Raw genomic sequence first — 19278 nt, 5'->3', positions numbered from 1 at the left:
CCGGGCGCGGGCATGATGGAGCCCATGTCCGCCGTCGCTCCGCCCCTCCTCGAGGTGCGCGGAGCGACGGTGCGTTTCGGGGTCGAGAGCGCCCTCGCCGACGTCGACTTCCGCCTGCGGGCGGGCGAGGTGCACTCGCTCATGGGCGAGAACGGCGCCGGCAAGTCGACGTTGATCAAGGCGATCACCGGGGCCCTGCGACTCGACGACGGCGAGATCCTGCTCGACGGGCAGCGGATGCGCTTCTCCTCGCCCGCCGACGCGCAGGCGCGCGGGATCTCGACGGTGTACCAGGAGATCGACCTGCTGCCCAACCTCACCGTCGCTGAGAACATCTCGCTCGGGCGCGAGCCCCGCCGCTTCGGCGTGATCGACCACCGCGAGATGCGCGTGCGCGCCGAGAGGGCGCTCGAGGCGCTGGGCGTCGAGGTCGATCCCGCGTCGGTCCTCTCCTCTCATCCGCTGGCCGTGCAGCAGCTCGTCGCCATCGCGCGCGCCGTGTCGACCGAGGTCAAGGTGCTCGTGCTCGACGAGCCCACCTCGAGCCTGGATGCCGACGAGGTCGCCGAGCTGTTCCGCGTCATCCGCGACCTCAAGGCGCAGGGGATCGCGATCGTCTTCGTCTCGCACTTCCTCGACCAGGTCTACGAGATCTGCGACAGGGTGACGGTGCTGCGCGGGGGGCGCCTGGTCGGCGAGTACGGGACGCGCGAGCTGCTGCGCATCGACCTCGTCGAGAAGATGCTCGGCGCCGCCGCCGACGCCCTCGCCCCGCTCGGGCAGCGCCTCGCGGAGCCCGCGGAGGGGCCGAGCGTCTTGAGCGCGCGGGGACTGGCATCCGGAACGCGTCTGCGCGAGGCCGACCTCGACATCGGCGAGGGGGAGGTGATCGGCGTCGCGGGGCTCCTCGGGTCGGGGCGCACCGAACTGGCGCGATCGATCACGGGCGTGGACCGTCCCGATGCCGGCGAGGTCGCGATCGACGGCGATCTCGTGCGCCTGGACACCCCCCGCGAGGCGATCCGCCGCCGCGTGGCCTACTCGTCGGAGAACAGACGCACGGAGGGCATCATCGGCGACCTCAGCGTGCTCGACAACATCACCCTCGCGCTGCAGGCGCAGCGGGGGATCTTCCACCGCCTGAGCACGGCCCGTCGGCGGGAGCTGGCGGTCAGCTGGGTCGAGGCGCTGCACATCCGTCCCGCCGACATCGATCGCCCCGTCTCGACGCTCTCGGGCGGCAACCAGCAGAAGGTCCTGCTCGCGCGGCTGCTCGCGCTCTCGCCGCGACTCATCGTGCTCGACGAGCCCACCCGCGGCATCGACGTGGGAGCCAAGGCCGAGATCCAGCGGCTGGTCGGCGAGCTCAGCGACAACGGCCTATCGATCGTCTACATCTCGGCCGAACTCGACGAGGTGCTGCGGGTGGCCCACCTCGTCGCCGTCATGCGCGACGGTGTCCTCGCCCAGATCGTGCCGGCGACCGGCCTCACCTCCGATGCGCTGCTCGCCCTCGTCGCGGGCCACACCACCCCGGAAGGCGGCGGCGGTGGCTGACGACAAGGCCTCCCGCACCGCGAACATCTTCGACGTCGCCCGGCTCGCCGGGGTCTCGCACCAGACGGTGTCGCGCGTGCTCAACGACATGCCGAACGTGCGGCCGGCGACCAGGGCGCGCGTCGAGCAGGCCATCGCCCAGCTGCGCTACAGTCCCTCACCCGCCGCCCGGGCCCTCGTCACCCGGCGGACGCGGACCATCGGGCTCGTCACCCCGGGCACGGTCGACTACGGGCCCTCGTCGATCGCGATGAACTTCAACTTCGCCGCCCGCGCCGCCCGCTACAACGTGGATGCCATCAGCTCCGCCCAGACCGATGTCGCCGAGGTGCGGATCGCGATCGACGGTCTGCTGAAGCAGCGGGTGGATGCCATCGTGCTCATCGTCATCGACGCCGAAGTGCTCGCCGCCGTGCAGGCCCTCGAACTCGACGTGCCCGTCGTCGCCGCGGCGGCGACCCCGCGGCCCCACCCCCGGCTGGTGGCGATCGACCAGTACCGCGGCGCGCGCGCGGCCGTGCGGCACCTGCTGGAGTCGGGGTACACGACGGTGCGTCACATCGCGGGACCCGCGCGCAACCCCGACGCGATCGAACGACTGCGGGGGTGGCGTGAGGAGATCGCCTCCGCCCGGGCGCAGTCGACCCCGCCTCTGCACGGCGACTGGACGGCCGCGAGCGGCTATCGCATCGCCTCCGAGACCGACCTCGCCCCGGGTGAGGGGATCTTCGTCGCGAACGACCAGATGTCGATCGGCGTGCTGTCGGCGCTGCGGGAGCGCGGGCTGCGCGTACCCGACGACATCGGCGTGGTCGGGTTCGACGACATCCCCGAGGCGTCTTTCGTGTACCCCTCGCTCACGACGGTGCGGCAGGATTTCGCCGCCCTCGGCGAGATCCTCATGCAGAAGGTGCTGCTGATGGTCGAGGAGCCCGACACCGTCAGCGAGAGCACGCCTCTGCCGACCCGTCTCGTGGTGCGGGACTCCGCCCCGAGCCGTCCCTGACGGCCCTCGCCATCGCCGGCCCGCGGGCGAATTTCGGCGGAGATGTTGACGTCAACAGGAGTGTGAGCGCTAACATTCTGGCATCCGTCATCGACGACGGTGCATGCAATGTCGCATTCACGAGAGGACTCCCAGTCCCGTGCTCACGCTCCATCGGACGGCTTCCCCACGCCGTCGCCACTCCTGGACGCTCGCCGTTCCGGTTGTCGCCGCGCTCGTCGCGGCACCGATCGCCGTCCCCTTGATCGCCCTCGCGGCCGTCCCGTCCTCGGGGCTGGTGGTCTCCTACTCCCTCGACGAGACGTCCGGCACCGTGGCGCACGACACGTCCGGCAACGGTCGTGACGCTGCATACGTCGGCGACCCGACCCTGAGCGGCGCCGACGGCGTGCGCCTGGACGGCGCCGACGACTACGTGCGCCTTCCCAACGACATCCTCAAGGGGCTCACCTCGGTCACGGTCAGCACCGACGTGATCGTGCGCCCCGAGCAGTCCGGCAGCTACTTCATCTGGGGCCTCGGAAACACCACGTCCTGGTACGGCAACGGCTACCTCTTCGCCACGGGCGACCCGACGCGCACCGGGATCGCGAGCGGCAACTGGTCGACCGAGCAGGAGACCCGCGGGTCGAGCAACCTCGAGCGCGGCGTCTGGAAGACCCTGACCTACACGCTCGACGCCGACAGCAAGACCTCGCGCCTGTACCTCGACGGAACCCAGATCGCCGAGAACACCAACACGACCATCACGCCGGGTTCGATCGGCGGGGGCACGACCACGGCGAACTACCTCGGACGATCGAACTACACACCCGACAAGCGCCTGGCCGGAAGCCTTCGCGACTTCCGCGTGTACGACCACGCGCTGTCCGCCGACGAGGTCAAGGGGCTCGTGAAGACGCCCGAAGACACCGCGTCCGCCCAGGCGGCGCTCGACGCGCTCACGGTGACCAACATCGACGACGTGCGCGGCAACCTGACGCTGCCCGCCTCCTCGCAGGGTCTCGACGTCACCTGGTCGTCGGCCGACACCGACGTCATCACCGACGACGGCGACGTCACGCGGCCGGATGCCGACACGACCGTCGCGCTCACGGCATCCGTCACGAAGGGTGCCGTGACCCTCAGGAGAACGTTCTCGGCTGCCGTCCGCAAGTCCGCCGACATCGGGCCGTTCGCGGGGTACACGTTCGCCTACTTCACGGGCAACTCCGTCGCCGGAGAGAACATCTACTTCGCGGCCAGCAACGGCAACAACGCCCTGTCGTGGACCGAGCTGAACAACGGACAGGCCAAGCTCACCTCGACGTACGGGGAGAAGGGTCTGCGCGACCCGTTCCTCATCCGCTCTCCCGAGGGCGACACGTTCTACCTCATCGCGACCGACCTCTCGATCGGCCGCAACGGGGACTGGGATCGCGCGCAGCGACAGGGTTCGAAGTACATCGAGGTGTGGGAGTCGCACGACCTGATCACGTGGAGCGACCAGCGTCACGTGAAGGTCTCGCCCGACACCGCGGGCAACACCTGGGCCCCCGAGGCCTACTGGGACGACTCGCTCGGCGAGTACGTCGTGTTCTGGGCGTCGAAGATCTACCCGACCGACGACCCCGACCACACCTCGAACGTGGCCAACAGCATGCTGTACGCCACCACGCGCGACTTCGTCACCTTCAGCGACACGAAGGTCTGGCAGGGCGGCACGTCGCGCATCGACTCGACCGTGATCAAGGCGAACGGCGTCTACCAGCGCTTCACGAAGGACGAGGGCGGCGTCACGGGCTGCACCGACATCATCCAGGAGAGCTCGCCCGTGCTGACCGCACCGCTGGACAAGTGGTCACCCGTCACCACGTGCATCGGTAAGAACGCCGGCACCGGAGCGGTCGAGGGGCCGAGCATCTTCACGTCCAACCCGGGCGACGTCAACGGCGACAAGTACTACCTGTTCGTCGACGAGTACGGCGGCCGTGGGTACATCCCGCTCGCGACGTCCGACATCGCCCACCCCGACTGGAAGGTGCCGGCGAGCTACCGCCTTCCCGCCAGCCCGCGCCACGGCACGGTCATGCCCGTCACGGCCGGCGAACTGGCCGCCCTGCGCGCGAACCTGCCGCAGCCTCTCGAGGCGAACGACCAGGGGCAGCTGCTCAGCTACGACTTCACCGACGGGTCGGGCAGCACGCTGCACGACCGCTCGGGTGCGGGTCGTGACGCGCAGATCACGGGCAATGCCGCGTGGAGCAATGGCGCGCTGACGCTCGACGGCGTCGACGACTACATCGACCTCCCCGACAACGTGCTCGCGGGGGTGAACGATTTCACCGTCACCGCACAGGTGCGGGTGGACGCGGCGCAGCGCAATCCGTACTTCCTGTACGGCCTCGGCAACACCGGCGGGAACGGAGCCGGCAACGGCTACCTGTTCGCCACCGGCAACAGCGTGTATCGGGCCGCTCTGTCCAACGGCAACTGGAGCGGGGAGCAGGAGGCCAAGTCCACCGCGGCTCTCCCGCGCGACCGCTGGGTCACGCTGGCCTACACGCTGAGCGGGTCGACGGCACGGTTGTACCTCGATGGTCAGCAGGTCGCGGTGAACACCAACGTCACCGTCCGACCCGGCGACATCGGCGGCGGCAGCACGCTGGCCAACTACATCGGCAAATCGGTCTACACGAACGACAACCTGCTGAAGGGACAGTTGCGCGAGTTCTCGCTGTACGACCGCGCGTTGTCGGCATCAGAGGTTGCGGCGCAGACCCCTACGCCCACGCCCACGCCTACGCCTACGCCGACGGCCACGCCCACGCCGACGGCCACGCCGACCGCGACGCCGACCGCGACGCCGACGGCCACGCCGACGCCTAGCGCTACGGCCACGCCCACGCCGACGCCGACCGCGACGCCCACGGCCACGCCTAGTGCTTCGCCGACGGCTACGCCGGACGGGACACCGGGTCCGTCGGCATCCGCCACGAGCACCCCGGATGCCACCCCCTCGGTGTCCGTCTCGACCACCACGGTCGAGCGCGGGGGGATCGTGCGCGTGACCGTCACGGGTCTCGCCGCGGGTGAGCAGGTCACCGCGGAACTGCGCAGCGACCCGATCCGCATCGCCGGCATCCCCGCCGCCGACGCGGCCGGCCGCGTCACGTTCGACGTGCAGATCCCCGGCGACCTCGCCGCGGGCGCGCACACGATCGTGGTCTCCGGGGCCGACGGCTCGGTGATCCGCAGCGTGCCGATCACCGTGGTCGCCGCGGGACAGCTCGCCGCGACGGGCGCGCAGGCGCCCCTGGGTGCGGGTCTGCTCGCCGCGTTCCTGCTGGTCGCCGGTGCGGTGGTGTGGGCGATGCGTCGCCCGCGCCGCACCGACGCCTGATCCGCTGAACGAGAAGGGACCCGGATGCCGTGGCATCCGGGTCCCTTTCTCCGTCTTCGCCGGTGCGCGAGTCGCCAGAATCTGTCGCTTCCGGCCCTCCGGTGGCGACGAATCCTGGCGACTCGCGCGCGTCTGCCGCGATCAGCCGAGCAGCGGCACCGCCCCCACGAGCACGCCGACGGCGAGCATCACGAGGGAGACGACGGTCGCGCGCCACAGCACCTTCTTGTGGTGGTCGCCGAGGTTGACGCCCGCGAGCGAGACGAGCAGCAGGATCGCCGGAACCAGCGGGCTCTGCAGGTGCACGGGCTGACCGGTGATCGAGGCGCGGGCCATCTCGACCGGCGCGATGCCGTAGTTCGCGGCGCTCTCGGCGAGCACCGGGAGGATGCCGAAGTAGAACGCGTCGTTCGACATGAAGAACGTGAACGGGATCGACAGCACACCCGTGATGACGGCGAGGAACGGGCCCATCGACGAGGGGATCACCTGCGTGATCCAGTCGGCCATCGCGGTGACCATGCCCGTGCCGTTGAGCACGCCCACCAGCACGCCGGCGGCGAGGACCATCGACACGACACCGACGATGCTCGGTGCATGCGCGACGATCTCGTCGGCCTGACCGCGCAGCTTCGGGAAGTTGACGATGAGGGCGATCGCCGCGCCGACCATGAACACGAACGCGAGCGGGAAGAGGTCCATCACCAGCAGCACCATGACCGCGACGGTCAGTGCGAGGTTGAACCAGATGAGCTTCGGGCGCAGCGTTGCGCGGTTGGGGTCGAGCATGGTGTCGGCCATCGCGGTGTCGGCGGCCTCGACGAGCTGCGGCGCGGCGACGCCGCCCTGCCCACCGCGCACGGTGACGATGTTGCCCGTGCGCAGCGACGCGAGGGCGCCGGGCTTGTGCTCCGCGCCGCGGAAGATCTTCGGTGCGCCCAGGCGGCCGAAGCCCCCGGGGCCGTCGATCTTGGAGGTGTCGACCGAGCCCGCGAGACGCTTGCGCTCGCTGAGACCGAGGAACCACGCGAACGCGAGGGCGACGACCAGGCCCGCGAGCAGCGAGGGCAGCATCGGCACGAAGACGTCGGTGGGCTGCAGGCCCAGTGCGGTCGCCGCGCGGACGGTCGGGCCGCCCCACGGGACGATGTTCAGCGTGCCGTTCATCAGGCCCGCGACACAGGTGAGCACGACGGGGCTCATGCCCAGACGCAGGTAGAGCGGCAGCATCGCCGAGGTGGTGATGATGAAGGTGGTCGAGCCGTCGCCGTCGAGCGAGACGGCGCCGGCGAGGATCGCCGTGCCGAGCACGATCTTCGCCGGGTCGTCGCCCAGGAAGCGCGTGATCACGCGGATGAGCGGATCGAAGAGGCCGACGTCGATCATGATGCCGAAGTACATGATCGCGAACAGCAGCAGGGCGGCGGTGGGTGCCATCTTGCCGATCGCGTCGATCACCATGTCGCCGAGACCGAAACCGGCGCCGGCGATCAGGCCGAACACGGTCGGCACGATGATGAGGGCGACCATCGGGGTCATCCGGCGCGTCATGATCAGCGCCATGAACGACAGCACCATGAGGAAGCCGAGGGCGACGAGCACGCCGTCGGCGGGCGTGTAGGCCACCGCGTACTCTTCGGCCTCAGCCGCAAGGATCAGGGGGGTCATCGCGACTCCTTCGTCGTGGACATCGGCGCCTGGTGCGCCAGCCATCTGCTGACCGTACGGACACCGGACCCTCGAGCGCGCGTTTGCTCGCATTGAGCGCCCTTATGCGCGTACCGTGTCTTCTGCGCATTTCGCGCACGACGACGTCGCCGACCGGGAGGTGCGCATGCGGTTCGCCACCCGGATGCTCGTGGTGCAGGTCGCGACCCAACTCGTCGTCGTCGCGGTGTGCACGGCCGTCTTCGCGTGGCTCGGCGTGCAGCAGCTCAAGGCCGAGGCCGATTCGTCGGCCCTGAACATCGCACGCTCGGTCGCCGAGGCCCCCGACGTGCGCTCGCTCGTGACCGCGTTCTCCGCCGACCCCGGAACCCCCGACGCCGCCGCGCTCCGCGAGGGAGCGCTGCAGCACTACGCCGCCGACGTGACGAGCCGCACGCAAGGGCTCTTCGTCGTCATCACCGATGACCACGGCATCCGCCTCGCCCATCCCGACCCCGATCGACTGGGCCAGGTGGTGAGCACGAGCTTCGCCGACGCCCTGGCCGGTCGGGAGGTGGTGACCTGGGAGACCGGGACGCTGGGCGAATCGGCGCGCGCGAAGGTGCCGATCTACCCTCCGGGCGGGGGCTCGCCGGTGGGCGAGGTGAGCGTCGGATTCGAACGGGCGAGCGTCTTCGACGATCTCCCGGCGCTGATCGCGGGCATCGCCGTCGCGGTCGCGCTCGCCGTGGCCATCGGCGCGATCGTGGCCCTGCTCATGCGGCGACGGCTCGAGCGCCTCACCCTGGGCGTGCAGCCCGAGGAGCTCGCCGCTCTCGTGCAGACCCAGACGGCCGTGCTCGAGGGGGCGGACGAGGGGGTTCTCGCACTGGACGAGGCGGGGATCGTGCGGGTGTGCACGGCCACCGCCGAGCGGCTCCTCGGCGTGACCGGCGCCGTCGGCCGGCCCCTCGGCGACCTCGGTCTCGCGCCCGCCGTCGCCGCGGCGCTGTCGGGGCCCGGGGCGTCCGCCGGTCTGCCGCTGGGCGACCGCGTCGTCTTCATCGACGTGCGGCCCGTGCGCCGCGGGGCACGCGCCCTCGGCCGCGTGGCCGTGCTGCGCGACCGGACCGACGTGATGGCCCTGTCGGGCCGCCTCGACAGCGTGCGCGCCATGGGCGATGCCCTGCGCGTCCAGCGACACGAGAACGCGAACCGCCTGCACGCGGCCGTGGGACTGCTCGATGCGGGCCGCGTCGAAGAGGCGCGCGGATTCCTCGCCGACCTCGTCGACCGGGGCTCGGTCGACTGGGCCGTGCCGGGGATCGAGCTCGTGGGCGACGCGATGCTGCAGTCGTTCCTCGGCGCCAAGGCGCTCGCTGCCCGCGAGCGGGGCGTGGCACTGCGCGTGGCCGACGACACCTTCTCGCGGGAGCCCATCGATGACGTCGAAGACGTCGTGGCGGTGCTCGGCAACCTCATCGACAACGCCGTGACGGCCGCCGCGGCGGCTCCCGCGCCCCGCTCGGTCGAGGTGAGCGTTCTCGACGATCGCGACGCCGTGGTGATGACGGTGTCCGACAGCGGGGGTGGGATCGCCGACGTCGACGAGATCTTCGCGCAGCGGGAGCGAGGCGCCGACACCGACACCGACCGGGTGCACGGTCTCGGCATCGGCCTGCCGCTGTCGCGCGAGTTCGCCCGGCGCCGCGGCGGAGAAGTGTGGGTCGTCGACGCGGGCGGTGCGGGGCACGGGGCGGTGGTGGCGGCACGCCTGCCCGATGTACGGCGAGGCGGGGACGACGTGATGAGAGGGGATGGCGGCGCGTGAGCGGCATCCGGGTTCTGGTGGTCGACGATGATTTCCGCGTGGCGGGGCTCCATCGCGAGGCGGTGGCCGCGCGCGCCGGGTTCGTCGCCCTCGAGCCGGCGCGCACGGTCGGCGAGGCGCGCGCCGCGATCGCAGCCCACGCCCCCGACCTCGTGCTGGCCGACGTCTATCTCCCCGACGGCGACGGGATCGACCTGGTGCGCTCGATCGACGCCGATGCGTTCGTGCTGTCGGCGGCGACGGATGCCGCGACCGTGCGCCGCGCGTTCTCGGCCGGGGCCCTCGCGTACCTCGTCAAGCCGTTCGACACCCGCGTTCTGGCCGAACGCCTCGAACGCTACGCCCGGTACCGCAACCTGCTGAGCAGCGTCCGGCCCCTCTCGCAGGACGACATCGACCGCGCGGCCGCCCTGATGCGGGGGGAGCGCGAGGGGGCATCGCTCGCGCGCTCGGCGACCGAGCAGACGGTGCTGGCGGCGCTGGCCGGAGAGGAAGCCTCGGCCTCGGAGGTGGCGGAGCGCATCGGGGTCTCGCGAGCCACGGCGCAGCGTCACCTCACCGCGCTCGCGGAGCGGGGGCTCGTTCAGGTGAGTCTGCGCTACGGCTCCACGGGGCGCCCCGAGCATCGGTTCCGCGCCGGCGGGTGAGGCCAGGGGCGGCAGGGGTGGCTGAGCCTGTCGAAGCCGCCGGGCGTCGCGGGGGTCCCGGTCCCTTCGACAGGCTCAGGGACCTGCGGGCGCCTGGCATTGCGGGGTTCCGGTCCCTTCGACGGGCTCAGGGACCTGGGTGCGGGGGAGAGGTCAGGCGGAGGGGAGGGGGCTGAGCCTGTCGAAGCCGCCGGGCGTCGCGGGGGTTCCGGTCCCCTCGACGGGCTCAGGGACCTGGGGGCGCCGGGCGTCGCGAGAGTCCGACGGGCTCAGGCCTCCAGCACCGCCCACCCCCGCGGGCCCAGCTCGACCCGGCCGTCGGCGAGCGTCCCGTCGCCGGTGACGACCGCGCGGGCGTCGGCGGCCGGAAGCGTCACCGGCTCGTCGCCGATGTTCAGCGCCACCACAACCGCGTCGTCAGCGGTCGCCGTCCGCAGCACGATCGCCGTGTTGGCGAGCTCGACCACGTCGGTGTGCGCACGCCACAGCCACGGCTTGCGGCGCCGCAGGGCGATCAGCGCCCGGTGCGCCTCGAAGATGCGCGCGTCGCCCTCGGCGTCGGCGGGTGACGCGGGGAACTCCGGTCGCACGGCGTCGTCGCCGCCGAGGCGCTCCTCCTTCACCGCGGTCCACCCGAACTCGTCGCCCGCGTAGACGGACGGCGTCCCGGCGACGGTGAACAGCACCGCGAGCGCGTGCGGCACGAGGTCGACCCCCACCGCCGAGGCGATGCGCGTGACGTCGTGGTTGCCCACGAAGGTCTGGGGGACGAACACCCGCAGCAGCTCGTCGTGCCGCTCGATGGCGTGGCCGAGCTCGAACAGATTGCCGTCGGCGATGCCGTGCCAGATGCCCTGCCACAGCTCGTACTGCGTCAGGGAGTCCATGCTCGACTCCTGCACGATCTGTGCCGCCTCTCCGTGGATGACCTCGCCGAGGAACCACGCCCCGGGGAAGCGCTCCCGCACCCGCGGCAGCACCTCGGCCCAGAAGGTCGGCGGAACGGCGTACGCGGCATCCAATCGCCATCCGTCCACGCCCCGTTCGAGCCAGTGGCACATGATCTCGACGACGAGGTCGGCCACGGCGGGCGAGGAGTGGTCGAGGGCGACGAGTGCGTCATGCCCCTCGAACACGTCCGCCTCGAAACGGCCGTCGATCCACCGACCGCGGAAGAGCTGCGGCCCGTCCTCCCTCTGATCGCGGAAGGCCGGGTGCCCGCGCCCCACATGGTTGAAGACGCCGTCGAGCAGGATCCGGATGCCGCGCTCCCGCGCCGCGGCGACGAGACGGTCGAAATCGGCGTCATCCCCGAGCCGGGGGTCGATGCGGAAGTGGTCGACGGTGTCGTATCCGTGCGTCTCGGCCGCGAAGACCGGTCCGAGGAGCAGCCCGTTCAGCCCGAGCTCGATGACGTGGTCGAGCCACGGTTCGAGACGGTCCAGACGGTGCTCGGGCTCGGCATCCGGGTCGACGCCGTCGCGGATCGGCGCACCGACGAACCCCAGCGGGTAGAGGTGCCACCACAGGACGTGTTCGGGCCAATCGGGCATGTTCCCGACGCTATCGAGGTCTCGCGGATCGCGGGACGGGGTTGCGGCGCGGCCGTCGGGCCGGGCGCCCGCGGACGGGAGCGTTCAGGCGCGCGCGCGGGCGTCGGTCGGGGCGAAGGCGAGCAGGTCGAGCGCGTGCGACCGCGCCGCGTCGACGGCCGCGGCGACCGCGCCGATCGAGACGATGTCGGCCCCGAGGGGGGATGCCACGATCTCGGGCGCCGGCAGATCCAGAGCGCGGGGGAGTGCGGCTCGGGCCGCCGCGATGATCGGTTCGGCACCCGCGGCGATCGCGCCCGAGACGACGACCCTCCGCACGTCGAACAGGCTGCCCAGGGTCGCGGCGACGATGGAGAGGGCGCCGCCCACCTCCTGCGCGATCGCGAGCGCCCCGGCGTCGCCCGCTCGGGCCAGGTCGAGGACGGTCTTGGCGTCGAGCGCCGCGGGGTCGGTGCTCGCGAGAGCCGATCCGGGCGGGAGTCGTCCGGAGGCGATGGCGGCGCGGGCCGCGTCGACGCATCGCGGAGCCAGGCCTTCGGCGCCGCCGACACCCGTGACCCGATCGAAGGCGACGGTCTCGCCGGCGCCGCCGTGGGCCCCGCGCAGCAGCCGGCCGTCGACCCAGATCCCCGCTCCGAACCTCTCGCCGGCGAGCAGGGCGATGAAGTCGTCGACGCCGACAGCGGCGCCGCGCGCCCGCTCGGCGACGGCCGCGAGAGACGCGTCGTTCTCGACGCGCACCACCGGCGCCCAGTCCGCGAACGTGTCGACGAAGCCCGGGTTCATGCGCTCCCAGAACCGGTCGTGGTGGAGGGGGGAACGGCCCGACCGATCGACCGGCGCGGGGACGCCCACGCAGAGCGCGGCGATGTCGGACCGATCGCGGTGCGCGCGCGTGAGAGTGGCGTCGACCGTCGCCTCGGCGGCACGTCGACGCCGGTCCGGGGAGTCGCGCTCGGGGTCGACCGCGAGACGTGAGGTCGAGAGCGTGTGTCCGCGCAGATCGGCGACGGTGGCGGTGACGTGCCCACGGCCGGCGTCGACGCCGACCACCACCGCCGCATCGGGGCGGAACGCGAAACGGCGCGCGGGGCGCCCCTTCGAGTACTCGCCGACGCTGCGGGCGTTCGGCATCTCGGCGAGGAGTCCGCGCGCGACGAGTTCGTCGAGCACGTCGATGGTCGTGGATCGTGTGAGGCCCACGGCTCCCATCACGTCGCTCGCGGTGAACGCGTCCGCGTCCCAGGCATGGGCGAGGACGCCCTCGAGGCTGCGTCGGCGCAACGTGGCCGCCGCCGGGATGGCATCCGTCATTCGGTCTTGACCCCTCTCGCCTCCGATGCAATACTGCCCTCACGAAGTTGATTTGGCGAGTAAATTTACTCGGCGACACAACAAATTCGCAGTGCAGCGAGGAGGACGCAGGTGTCGACGAAGACGAGAGCGGGGCGGCGATGGCTCGCCGTGACCGCGGTGGGGGTGCTGGGCGCGGGTCTGCTCGCCGGATGCTCCGCCGACGGGCGCGAGACCATCCGCTTCACCTTCAGCAAGCGCGAGGCGCTGTCGTTCATGAACGACGTCGTCGCGCAGTACAACGCCTCGCAGGACAAGGTGCGCGTGGAGATGGACAGCTCCGGCGTCGACGTCGTCTCGGCGAGCTTCGTCCGCGGCAACCCGCCCGACATCATGCTCGCCAACTACAACTACGAGGTCGCCCGGTTCGTGCAGCGCTGCGCGCTCAGTGATCTCAGCGGCACCGCCGCCGCCGCGAGCGTGCGCGAAGACCTCCAGCCGCTCATGGACCAGTACGGCTCGTGCGAGGGGCGCACCAGTGCCCTTCCGTACTCGGTGATGGCGGCATCCGTCATCTACAACACGCAGATCTTCGACGAACTGGGGCTCTCGGTCCCCACCACGTGGGACGAGCTGCTGCAGGTGTCCGACACGCTCAAGCAGAACGGCATCACCCCGTTCTACGGCACGTTCAAAGACGACTGGACCGTCGCCCAGGGGTGGTACGACTACTCGGTCGGCGGCTCGCTCGACGTGATCGACTTCTTCGACGGCCTCGCCGCCGAGGGCGATGAGGTCGGGGCCGACTCGTCGGTGTCGTTCGCGAAAGACTTCACCGAGCCGATGGACCGCATGCTCCAGCTCGCGCAGGACTACACCAACGCGGATGCCGAGAGCCGCGCCTACGGTGACGGCAACCTCGCGTTCGCCCAGGGCGAGGCCGCGATGTACCTGCAGGGTCCGTGGGCGCTCGGCGAGATCGCGAAGACGTCGCCCGATCTGCCCGTCGGCACCTTCCCGCTGCCGATGACCGACGATCCCGACGACCTCAAGGTGCGGGTCAACATGGACCTCGCCGCGATCATCCCCGAGGCCTCCCGCCACCAGGATGCCGCGCGCGACTTCCTCGAGTACCTGTATCAGCCCGAGATCATCGAGGCGTACAACGAGTCGCAGCTCGGCTTCGCGCCCACGAAGGACGCGCCGTCGCCCAGCGACCCGCGGGTGGCCGGGATGATCCCGTACTACGACGAGGGGCGCATCTACCAGGGCGCCTCGGTGCTCGTGCCCAAGACCATCCCCACCTTCAACTACGCCCAGGCGATGATCTTCGGCGCCTCGCCCGAGGCCACCCTGCGCACCATGGACGAGGACTGGGCGCGCTTGGCGTTCCGCCAGCCCCCGGCCTCGACGAACGATGCCGCTGGCGAGGAGGCCGCGCGATGACCACCACCACGACGATCGTCACGGGGGGCAAGGCGACCGCTCGTCGCAGCACGCGCCGCGTCGAGCCCATCTACTACCTCTTCCTGCTGCCGACCCTCGCGCTGTTCACGCTCGCGATCACGGTCCCGGGTCTCATCGGCATCTTCTTCAGCTTCACCGACTCGATCGGTCTGGGGGAGTGGAATTTCACCGGGCTGACGAACTACATCGCGATCTTCAGCGACCCGGCGATCCTGCAGGCCTACTTGTTCACCTTCGGGTTCTCGGTGGCGACGGTCATCGTCGTGAACATCGCCGCGTTCCTGCTGGCGGTCGGGCTCACCGCGCAGATCCGCTTCAAGAAGGCGCTGCGCACGGTCTTCGTCATCCCGATGGTGATCTCGGGCATCATCATCGCCTACGTCTTCAACTTCCTGTTCAGCAACTCCGTCCCGCAGGCCGGGGCCTCGCTCGGCATCCCGTGGCTGGAGACGAGCCTGCTCGCCAACCCCGATCTCGCGTGGGTCGCGATCGTCATCGTCACCGCGTGGCAGGCGATCCCGGGCACTCTGCTGATCTACATCGCGGGACTGCTCGCGGTCCCGGGCGACGTGTACGAGGCCGCCGGTCTCGACGGGGCGAGCAAGACCCAGCAGCTGCTGCGCATCACGCTGCCGCTCGTGGCCGGATACGTCGTCATCAACGTCATCCTGGGCTTCAAGGGCTTCTTGAACGCCTACGACATCATCGTCGGTCTGACCGGGGGAGGGCCCGGCACCGCGACCCGCAGCGTCGCGATGTCGATCATCCTCGGCTTCAACGGCGGCGACTACGCATACCAGATGGCCAACGCCGCGCTCTTCTTCGTCGTCGCCGTCGTCATCTCGCTCCTGCAGCTCTCGCTGACCCGGGGAAGGAACACCCTGTCATGACCGCCCTCAACCAGCCCGCCCTCGCCTTCGAGCAGGCCGAGCTCACCGTCCCCGAGCGCCAGGGCGCCGAGCCCCCGCGTCGTCATTTCCGCCGCGTCGGCGCGGAGCGCGTCAACTGGTCGACGACGACCATCCTGATCCTCTGCGCCCTGACCGTCCTGCTGCCGCTGTACGTCACGGTCTCGATGGCGCTGAAGAGCGGCACGCAGGTCGTCGACGGCAACGCTTTCTCGTTTCCGTCGCCGATCAGCTTCGACGGGTTCGTCCAGGCGTGGACGCTGACGAAGTTCCCGGTGGGGCTCGCGATCTCGCTGCTGGTGACCGCGGGCACGGTCGTGGCCACGATCATCCTCGCCGCCTTCGCCTCGTACGCGATCGCCCGCAACTGGGACCGCAAGCTGTTCCGCTACTCGTTCTTCTACCTGCTCGCGGCGATGTTCATCCCGTTCCCCGTCGTGGCGCTGCCGCAGATCCAGCTCACCGGCCGGGTCGGGCTCGACAACCCCGTGGGCGTGATCATCCTCGCCACGATGTTCCAGCTGAGCTTCAGCGTGCTGCTGTTCACCGCGTTCCTGCGCTCGATCCCGCTCGAGCTGGAAGAGAGCGCGCGCATCGACGGTGCGACCACGTGGCAGACGTTCTGGCGGCTGATCTTCCCGCTGCTCGCCCCGATGAGCGCCACCGTCGGCATCTTCGCGTTCCTCTACGCGTGGAACGACTTCATGATGCCCTCGCTCATCATCAGCGATCCGGCGCTTCAGACCCTCCCGGTGCGCCAGAACCTCTTCCAGACGCAGTTCAGCAACAACTACAACGTCGCCTTCGCCTCGTACCTCATGGCCATGGCCCCCGCGATCGTCGCCTACCTCTTCACCCAGCGATGGGTCATGGCGGGCGTCACGCAGGGCGCCGTCAAGGGCTGACCGACCATCCCCTCGAAAGGAACACCGTGACCACCGCCGCACCCACCGCCGCCCCCGCAGCGCGCACCCGCGAGCTCTCCGACGCCCCCGACTGGTGGCGCCAGGCCGTGGTGTACCAGGTCTATCCGCGCAGCTTCGCCGACACCGACGGCGACGGACTGGGCGACATCCCCGGTATCACCTCGCGCGTTCCGTACCTGGCGGAATTGGGGGTGGATGCCGTCTGGCTCAGTCCCTTCTACCCCTCGGCCCTCGCCGACGGAGGCTATGACGTCGCCGACTACCGCGACGTCGACCCGCGGCTGGGGACTCTGGCCGACATGGACGAGCTCATCGCGCAGCTGCACGCCCACGGCATCCGGGTGGTGGTGGACATCGTGCCGAACCACACCTCGAACGACCACGCCTGGTTCCAGGAGGCGCTCGCCGCCGGCCGCGGCTCCGCCGCGCGTGACCGCTACATCTTCCGCGAGGGGACCGGGCCCGACGGTGCGGAGCCGCCGACGGACTGGGAGTCGGTGTTCGGCGGATCCGCGTGGGAGCGCGTCGACGACGGCCAGTGGTACTTCCACAACTTCGACGTCTCGCAGCCCGATTTGAACTGGGCGAACCCCGAGGTGCGCGCCGACTTCGTGAAGACCCTGCGCTTCTGGAGCGACCGCGGCGTCGACGGGTTCCGCATCGACGTCGCGCACATGCTGACCAAGGACCTCAGCGAGCCCCTTCCCTCGCGGGCGGAGCTCGAGGCGATGCCGATCGACGGCACCCACCCGCTGCTCGACCGCGACGACGTGCACGAGGTCTACGCCGAGTGGCGCGCGGTGTTCAACTCGTACGACCCGCCTCGCACCGCGGTGGCCGAAGCCTGGGTGCACCCCTCGCGCGTGCCGCTGTACGCGAGCGCCGAGAGCCTCGGTCAGTCGTTCAACTTCGACCTTCTCGAGGCCGACTTCGACGCGGGACAGTTCCGCCGCATCGTCGCCGACAACCTCTCCCTGGCCGCGCGGTCGGGCTCGTCGACGACGTGGGTGCTGTCGAACCACGACGTCGTGCGCCACGCCACGCGCTACGGCCTGCCCGACGCCGAGCGCGATGCCGACGGCCGCCCGACGCTCAAGCACGGCAACGAATGGCTGCTCTCCGGCGGTCGCACGCCGGCCCTCGACGCCGAGCGCGGCGAGCGTCGCGCGCGTGCGGCGGCGCTGTTCGTGCTCGGGCTGCCGGGATCGGCGTACCTGTACCAGGGCGAGGAGCTGGGCCTGCACGAGGTCGCCGACATCCCCGACGACCGGCGGCAGGACCCCACGTTCTTCCGCAGCCCCGGTGTCGATCTCGGACGCGACGGATGCCGGGTGCCGCTGCCGTGGACGGCGTCGGGCGCGGCGTTCGGGTTCGGCGAGGGCGGAGCGCATCTGCCGCAGCCGGAGTGGTTCGGTGCCTCTGCCGTCGATGTGCAGGACGGGGACCCCGCCTCGACCCTGTCGCTGTACCGTCGCGCCCTGGCGCTTCGCCACGAGCTGCAGACCGACGAGCAGCTCTCCTGGGTCGACACCCCCGGCGACGACGTCGTGGCGTTCGAGCGCCCCAACGGGTGGACCGTCGTCACGAACTTCGGCACCGAGCCCGCCCCGCTTCCCGCGGGCGAGGTCGTGGTCTCGAGCCTCCCAGTCGAGGGGGGCACGCTGCCGGGTGAGACGACGGTCTGGATGCGACGCGCCTGACTCGCGCGGAAGCCCCGGCGCCCTCGGGTGCCGGGGCTTCCGCACATCCGTCGTGGACGCCCCGGCACACGGCATCCGCTCGCCGCACTCGCCGACCGTCCGGAACACCCGGACGGATTCCGAACGGCCCCGGGTGTTCTGGACACTCGACGCCGCCTGGCGGCCGCGTGTGCCGGGCGCGACTCAGGGGCGACGGATCGAGTCGCGGATCACCACCGGCATCTCGACGAGGTGCTGCCCCTCGGGCGGGCCGCCCGGGGCGAGCAGGAGTTCGACGGCGCGGCGACCCATGTCCTCGTGCGGGAGGCCGATCGTCGTCAGGCCCGGACGCAGGTACGCGGCGAGCTCGTCGTTGTCGAATGACACCAGCGAGACGTCCTCGGGTACGCGCAGGCCGGCATCCCCCAGCGCCTGGAGGGCGCCGAACGCCAGCCGGTCGTTGAGGCACACGATGGCCCGCGGGCGCATTCCCCCAGCGAGCAGGCGCGCCGTGAACTCGTAGCCGGGCGCGGGCTCCCACAGCCAGATCGACTCCTCGTGCAGGAAGGCCGCGCCCGCATCGGCCATCGCCGCGGAGATCCCGCGCACGCGCGCCGCCACCGTAGCCGAGCGGAACAGATCGCGCTCGGCATCCGCGTCGTATCCGAGGAGCAGGATGCCGTCGCGGATCCCCGCCGCCAGGAGCAGCTCGATCGCGCGTCGCCCTCCCGTCTCCTCGTCGGGCAGCACGCTGCAGCGGTGCAGCTCGTTCGTGGCGTTGAGCATGACGGTGCGCAGCCCCGTGGGCAGGCGCGGGACGAAGGTCTCGCGCGCGCGCATCGAGGCGAAGATGATGCCGTCGACCTGCCGGTCGAGCAGGGCCGAGACCGCCTCGGCCTCGCGCTCGGGCTCGCCCCCGGTTTCGGCCACCAGCACGACCTGGCCGGCGGCCTCCGCCGCGCCGAGCGCGCCCTTGATGAGGCCGCTCGCGAAGCGGGTGGTGGCGACGAGGTCCGACACGAAACCGACGGTGTGCGAGGTGTCGGTGCGCAGCGCCCGGGCCGACATGTTGGGGCGATAGCCGAGCTCGGCGGCGGCGGCGTGGACCCGCTCGTGCGCGTCCTGCGAGAGGCGGGTGTCGGGGCGCCCGTTCAAGATCATGGAGGCCGCCGCGGGCGACAGGCCCGCTCGCCGGGCGACGTCGGCCAGTGTGACCCTCTTGCCCATCGGTGCTCCCGTTCTGCGGCATCGGCGCCGCGGTCACGATCTTCGCAGTGATCTTGACAGCGCTCCGCGCGTCTGCGTGAATGATCGTGCTAAATCCTTTCAGCACAGGTTAGCGCACCAGCAGTCCGCCGCCGGCACAGCCCGAGCGCCGGCAC

At 70.9% G+C, this 19278-nt stretch carries 13 protein-coding genes; 9 read left to right on the top strand and 4 right to left on the bottom strand.

Going from position 1 to position 19278, the window contains the following annotated elements; all coding sequences use genetic code 11:
- The first annotated feature begins 15 nt into the window (after window positions 1-15).
- The 3 genes from RWH44_RS04640 (at window position 16) to RWH44_RS04630 (ending at window position 5945) form a co-directional block, all read left to right on the top strand.
- Window positions 16-1557, top strand: coding sequence for a sugar ABC transporter ATP-binding protein (locus RWH44_RS04640; protein ID WP_437127277.1), 1542 nt, complete (start codon window positions 16-18; stop codon window positions 1555-1557).
- Complete coding sequence (locus RWH44_RS04635) at window positions 1550-2563, top strand: LacI family DNA-binding transcriptional regulator (protein ID WP_298875859.1); 1014 nt, start codon at window positions 1550-1552, stop codon at window positions 2561-2563. Before RWH44_RS04640 ends, RWH44_RS04635 begins: the two co-directional genes overlap by 8 nt.
- Before the next feature lie 139 nt (window positions 2564-2702).
- Window positions 2703-5945: a LamG-like jellyroll fold domain-containing protein gene (locus RWH44_RS04630; RefSeq protein ID WP_316003649.1), complete on the top strand. Its 3243-nt coding sequence runs from the start codon at window positions 2703-2705 to the stop codon at window positions 5943-5945.
- 141 nt (window positions 5946-6086) lie between these two features.
- Here RWH44_RS04630 and RWH44_RS04625 read toward each other — a convergent pair whose 3' ends face one another.
- Window positions 6087-7613 (bottom strand): CitMHS family transporter, encoded by a 1527-nt coding sequence (locus RWH44_RS04625; RefSeq protein ID WP_298875854.1) that lies wholly within the window; start codon window positions 7611-7613, stop codon window positions 6087-6089.
- A 115-nt stretch (window positions 7614-7728) separates the two neighbouring features.
- On the opposite strand from RWH44_RS04625, the gene RWH44_RS04620 reads away from it, so the two are divergent.
- Entirely contained in the window at window positions 7729-9423 is a 1695-nt protein-coding gene (locus RWH44_RS04620) for a sensor histidine kinase (RefSeq protein ID WP_316003648.1), read from the top strand.
- The gene (locus RWH44_RS04615; protein WP_298875852.1) at window positions 9420-10070 is read left to right on the top strand and encodes a response regulator; all 651 of its coding nucleotides are present in this window, start codon (window positions 9420-9422) and stop codon (window positions 10068-10070) included. Before RWH44_RS04620 ends, RWH44_RS04615 begins: the two co-directional genes overlap by 4 nt.
- Before the next feature lie 269 nt (window positions 10071-10339).
- Here the strand turns inward: RWH44_RS04615 and RWH44_RS04610 are convergent, their stop codons facing one another.
- Window positions 10340-11623: an alpha-amylase family glycosyl hydrolase gene (locus tag RWH44_RS04610; protein WP_316003647.1), complete on the bottom strand. Its 1284-nt coding sequence runs from the start codon at window positions 11621-11623 to the stop codon at window positions 10340-10342.
- 84 nt (window positions 11624-11707) lie between these two features.
- Window positions 11708-12937, bottom strand: a complete 1230-nt coding sequence (locus RWH44_RS04605) for an ROK family protein (protein ID WP_316003646.1) — start codon at window positions 12935-12937, stop codon at window positions 11708-11710.
- Window positions 12938-13048: 111 nt separating this feature from the next.
- Here RWH44_RS04605 and RWH44_RS04600 point away from each other — a divergent pair, with 111 nt between their 5' ends.
- Genes RWH44_RS04600 through RWH44_RS04585 form a run of 4 tightly spaced genes read left to right on the top strand, consistent with a single transcriptional unit; the run spans window position 13049 to window position 17917 of the window.
- Window positions 13049-14362, top strand: coding sequence for an ABC transporter substrate-binding protein (locus tag RWH44_RS04600; protein WP_316003645.1), 1314 nt, complete (start codon window positions 13049-13051; stop codon window positions 14360-14362).
- Window positions 14359-15273, top strand: coding sequence for a carbohydrate ABC transporter permease (locus tag RWH44_RS04595; protein ID WP_316003644.1), 915 nt, complete (start codon window positions 14359-14361; stop codon window positions 15271-15273). The genes RWH44_RS04600 and RWH44_RS04595 overlap by 4 nt, the downstream gene beginning before the upstream one ends.
- Window positions 15270-16196 (top strand): carbohydrate ABC transporter permease, encoded by a 927-nt coding sequence (locus RWH44_RS04590; protein WP_316003643.1) that lies wholly within the window; start codon window positions 15270-15272, stop codon window positions 16194-16196. Before RWH44_RS04595 ends, RWH44_RS04590 begins: the two co-directional genes overlap by 4 nt.
- Window positions 16154-17917: a glycoside hydrolase family 13 protein gene (locus RWH44_RS04585; RefSeq protein WP_437127267.1), complete on the top strand. Its 1764-nt coding sequence runs from the start codon at window positions 16154-16156 to the stop codon at window positions 17915-17917. The genes RWH44_RS04590 and RWH44_RS04585 overlap by 43 nt, the downstream gene beginning before the upstream one ends.
- 183 nt (window positions 17918-18100) lie before the next feature.
- On the opposite strand, the gene RWH44_RS04580 is transcribed toward RWH44_RS04585, so the two are convergent.
- Complete coding sequence (locus tag RWH44_RS04580) at window positions 18101-19123, bottom strand: LacI family DNA-binding transcriptional regulator (RefSeq protein ID WP_316003642.1); 1023 nt, start codon at window positions 19121-19123, stop codon at window positions 18101-18103.
- Window positions 19124-19278: the final 155 nt, after the last annotated feature.

It is taken from the genome of Microbacterium phycohabitans (assembly GCF_032464935.1).
GTDB lineage: Bacteria > Actinomycetota > Actinomycetes > Actinomycetales > Microbacteriaceae > Microbacterium > Microbacterium phycohabitans.
This window is presented reverse-complemented; position numbering and strand designations above follow the sequence as displayed.

Excerpts from the sequence above, each read along its gene's own strand:
- RWH44_RS04640 (WP_437127277.1), top strand. The coding sequence starts at position 16 with ATGGAGCCCATGTCCGCCGTCGCTCCGCCCCTCCTCGAGGTGCGCGGA.
- RWH44_RS04625 (WP_298875854.1), bottom strand. The coding sequence starts at position 7,613 with ATGACCCCCCTGATCCTTGCGGCTGAGGCCGAAGAGTACGCGGTGGCC.
- RWH44_RS04610 (WP_316003647.1), bottom strand. The coding sequence starts at position 11,623 with ATGCCCGATTGGCCCGAACACGTCCTGTGGTGGCACCTCTACCCGCTG.
- RWH44_RS04605 (WP_316003646.1), bottom strand. The coding sequence starts at position 12,937 with ATGACGGATGCCATCCCGGCGGCGGCCACGTTGCGCCGACGCAGCCTC.
- RWH44_RS04595 (WP_316003644.1), top strand. The coding sequence starts at position 14,359 with ATGACCACCACCACGACGATCGTCACGGGGGGCAAGGCGACCGCTCGT.
- RWH44_RS04590 (WP_316003643.1), top strand. The coding sequence starts at position 15,270 with ATGACCGCCCTCAACCAGCCCGCCCTCGCCTTCGAGCAGGCCGAGCTC.
- RWH44_RS04585 (WP_437127267.1), top strand. The coding sequence starts at position 16,154 with ATGGGTCATGGCGGGCGTCACGCAGGGCGCCGTCAAGGGCTGACCGAC.
- RWH44_RS04580 (WP_316003642.1), bottom strand. The coding sequence starts at position 19,123 with ATGGGCAAGAGGGTCACACTGGCCGACGTCGCCCGGCGAGCGGGCCTG.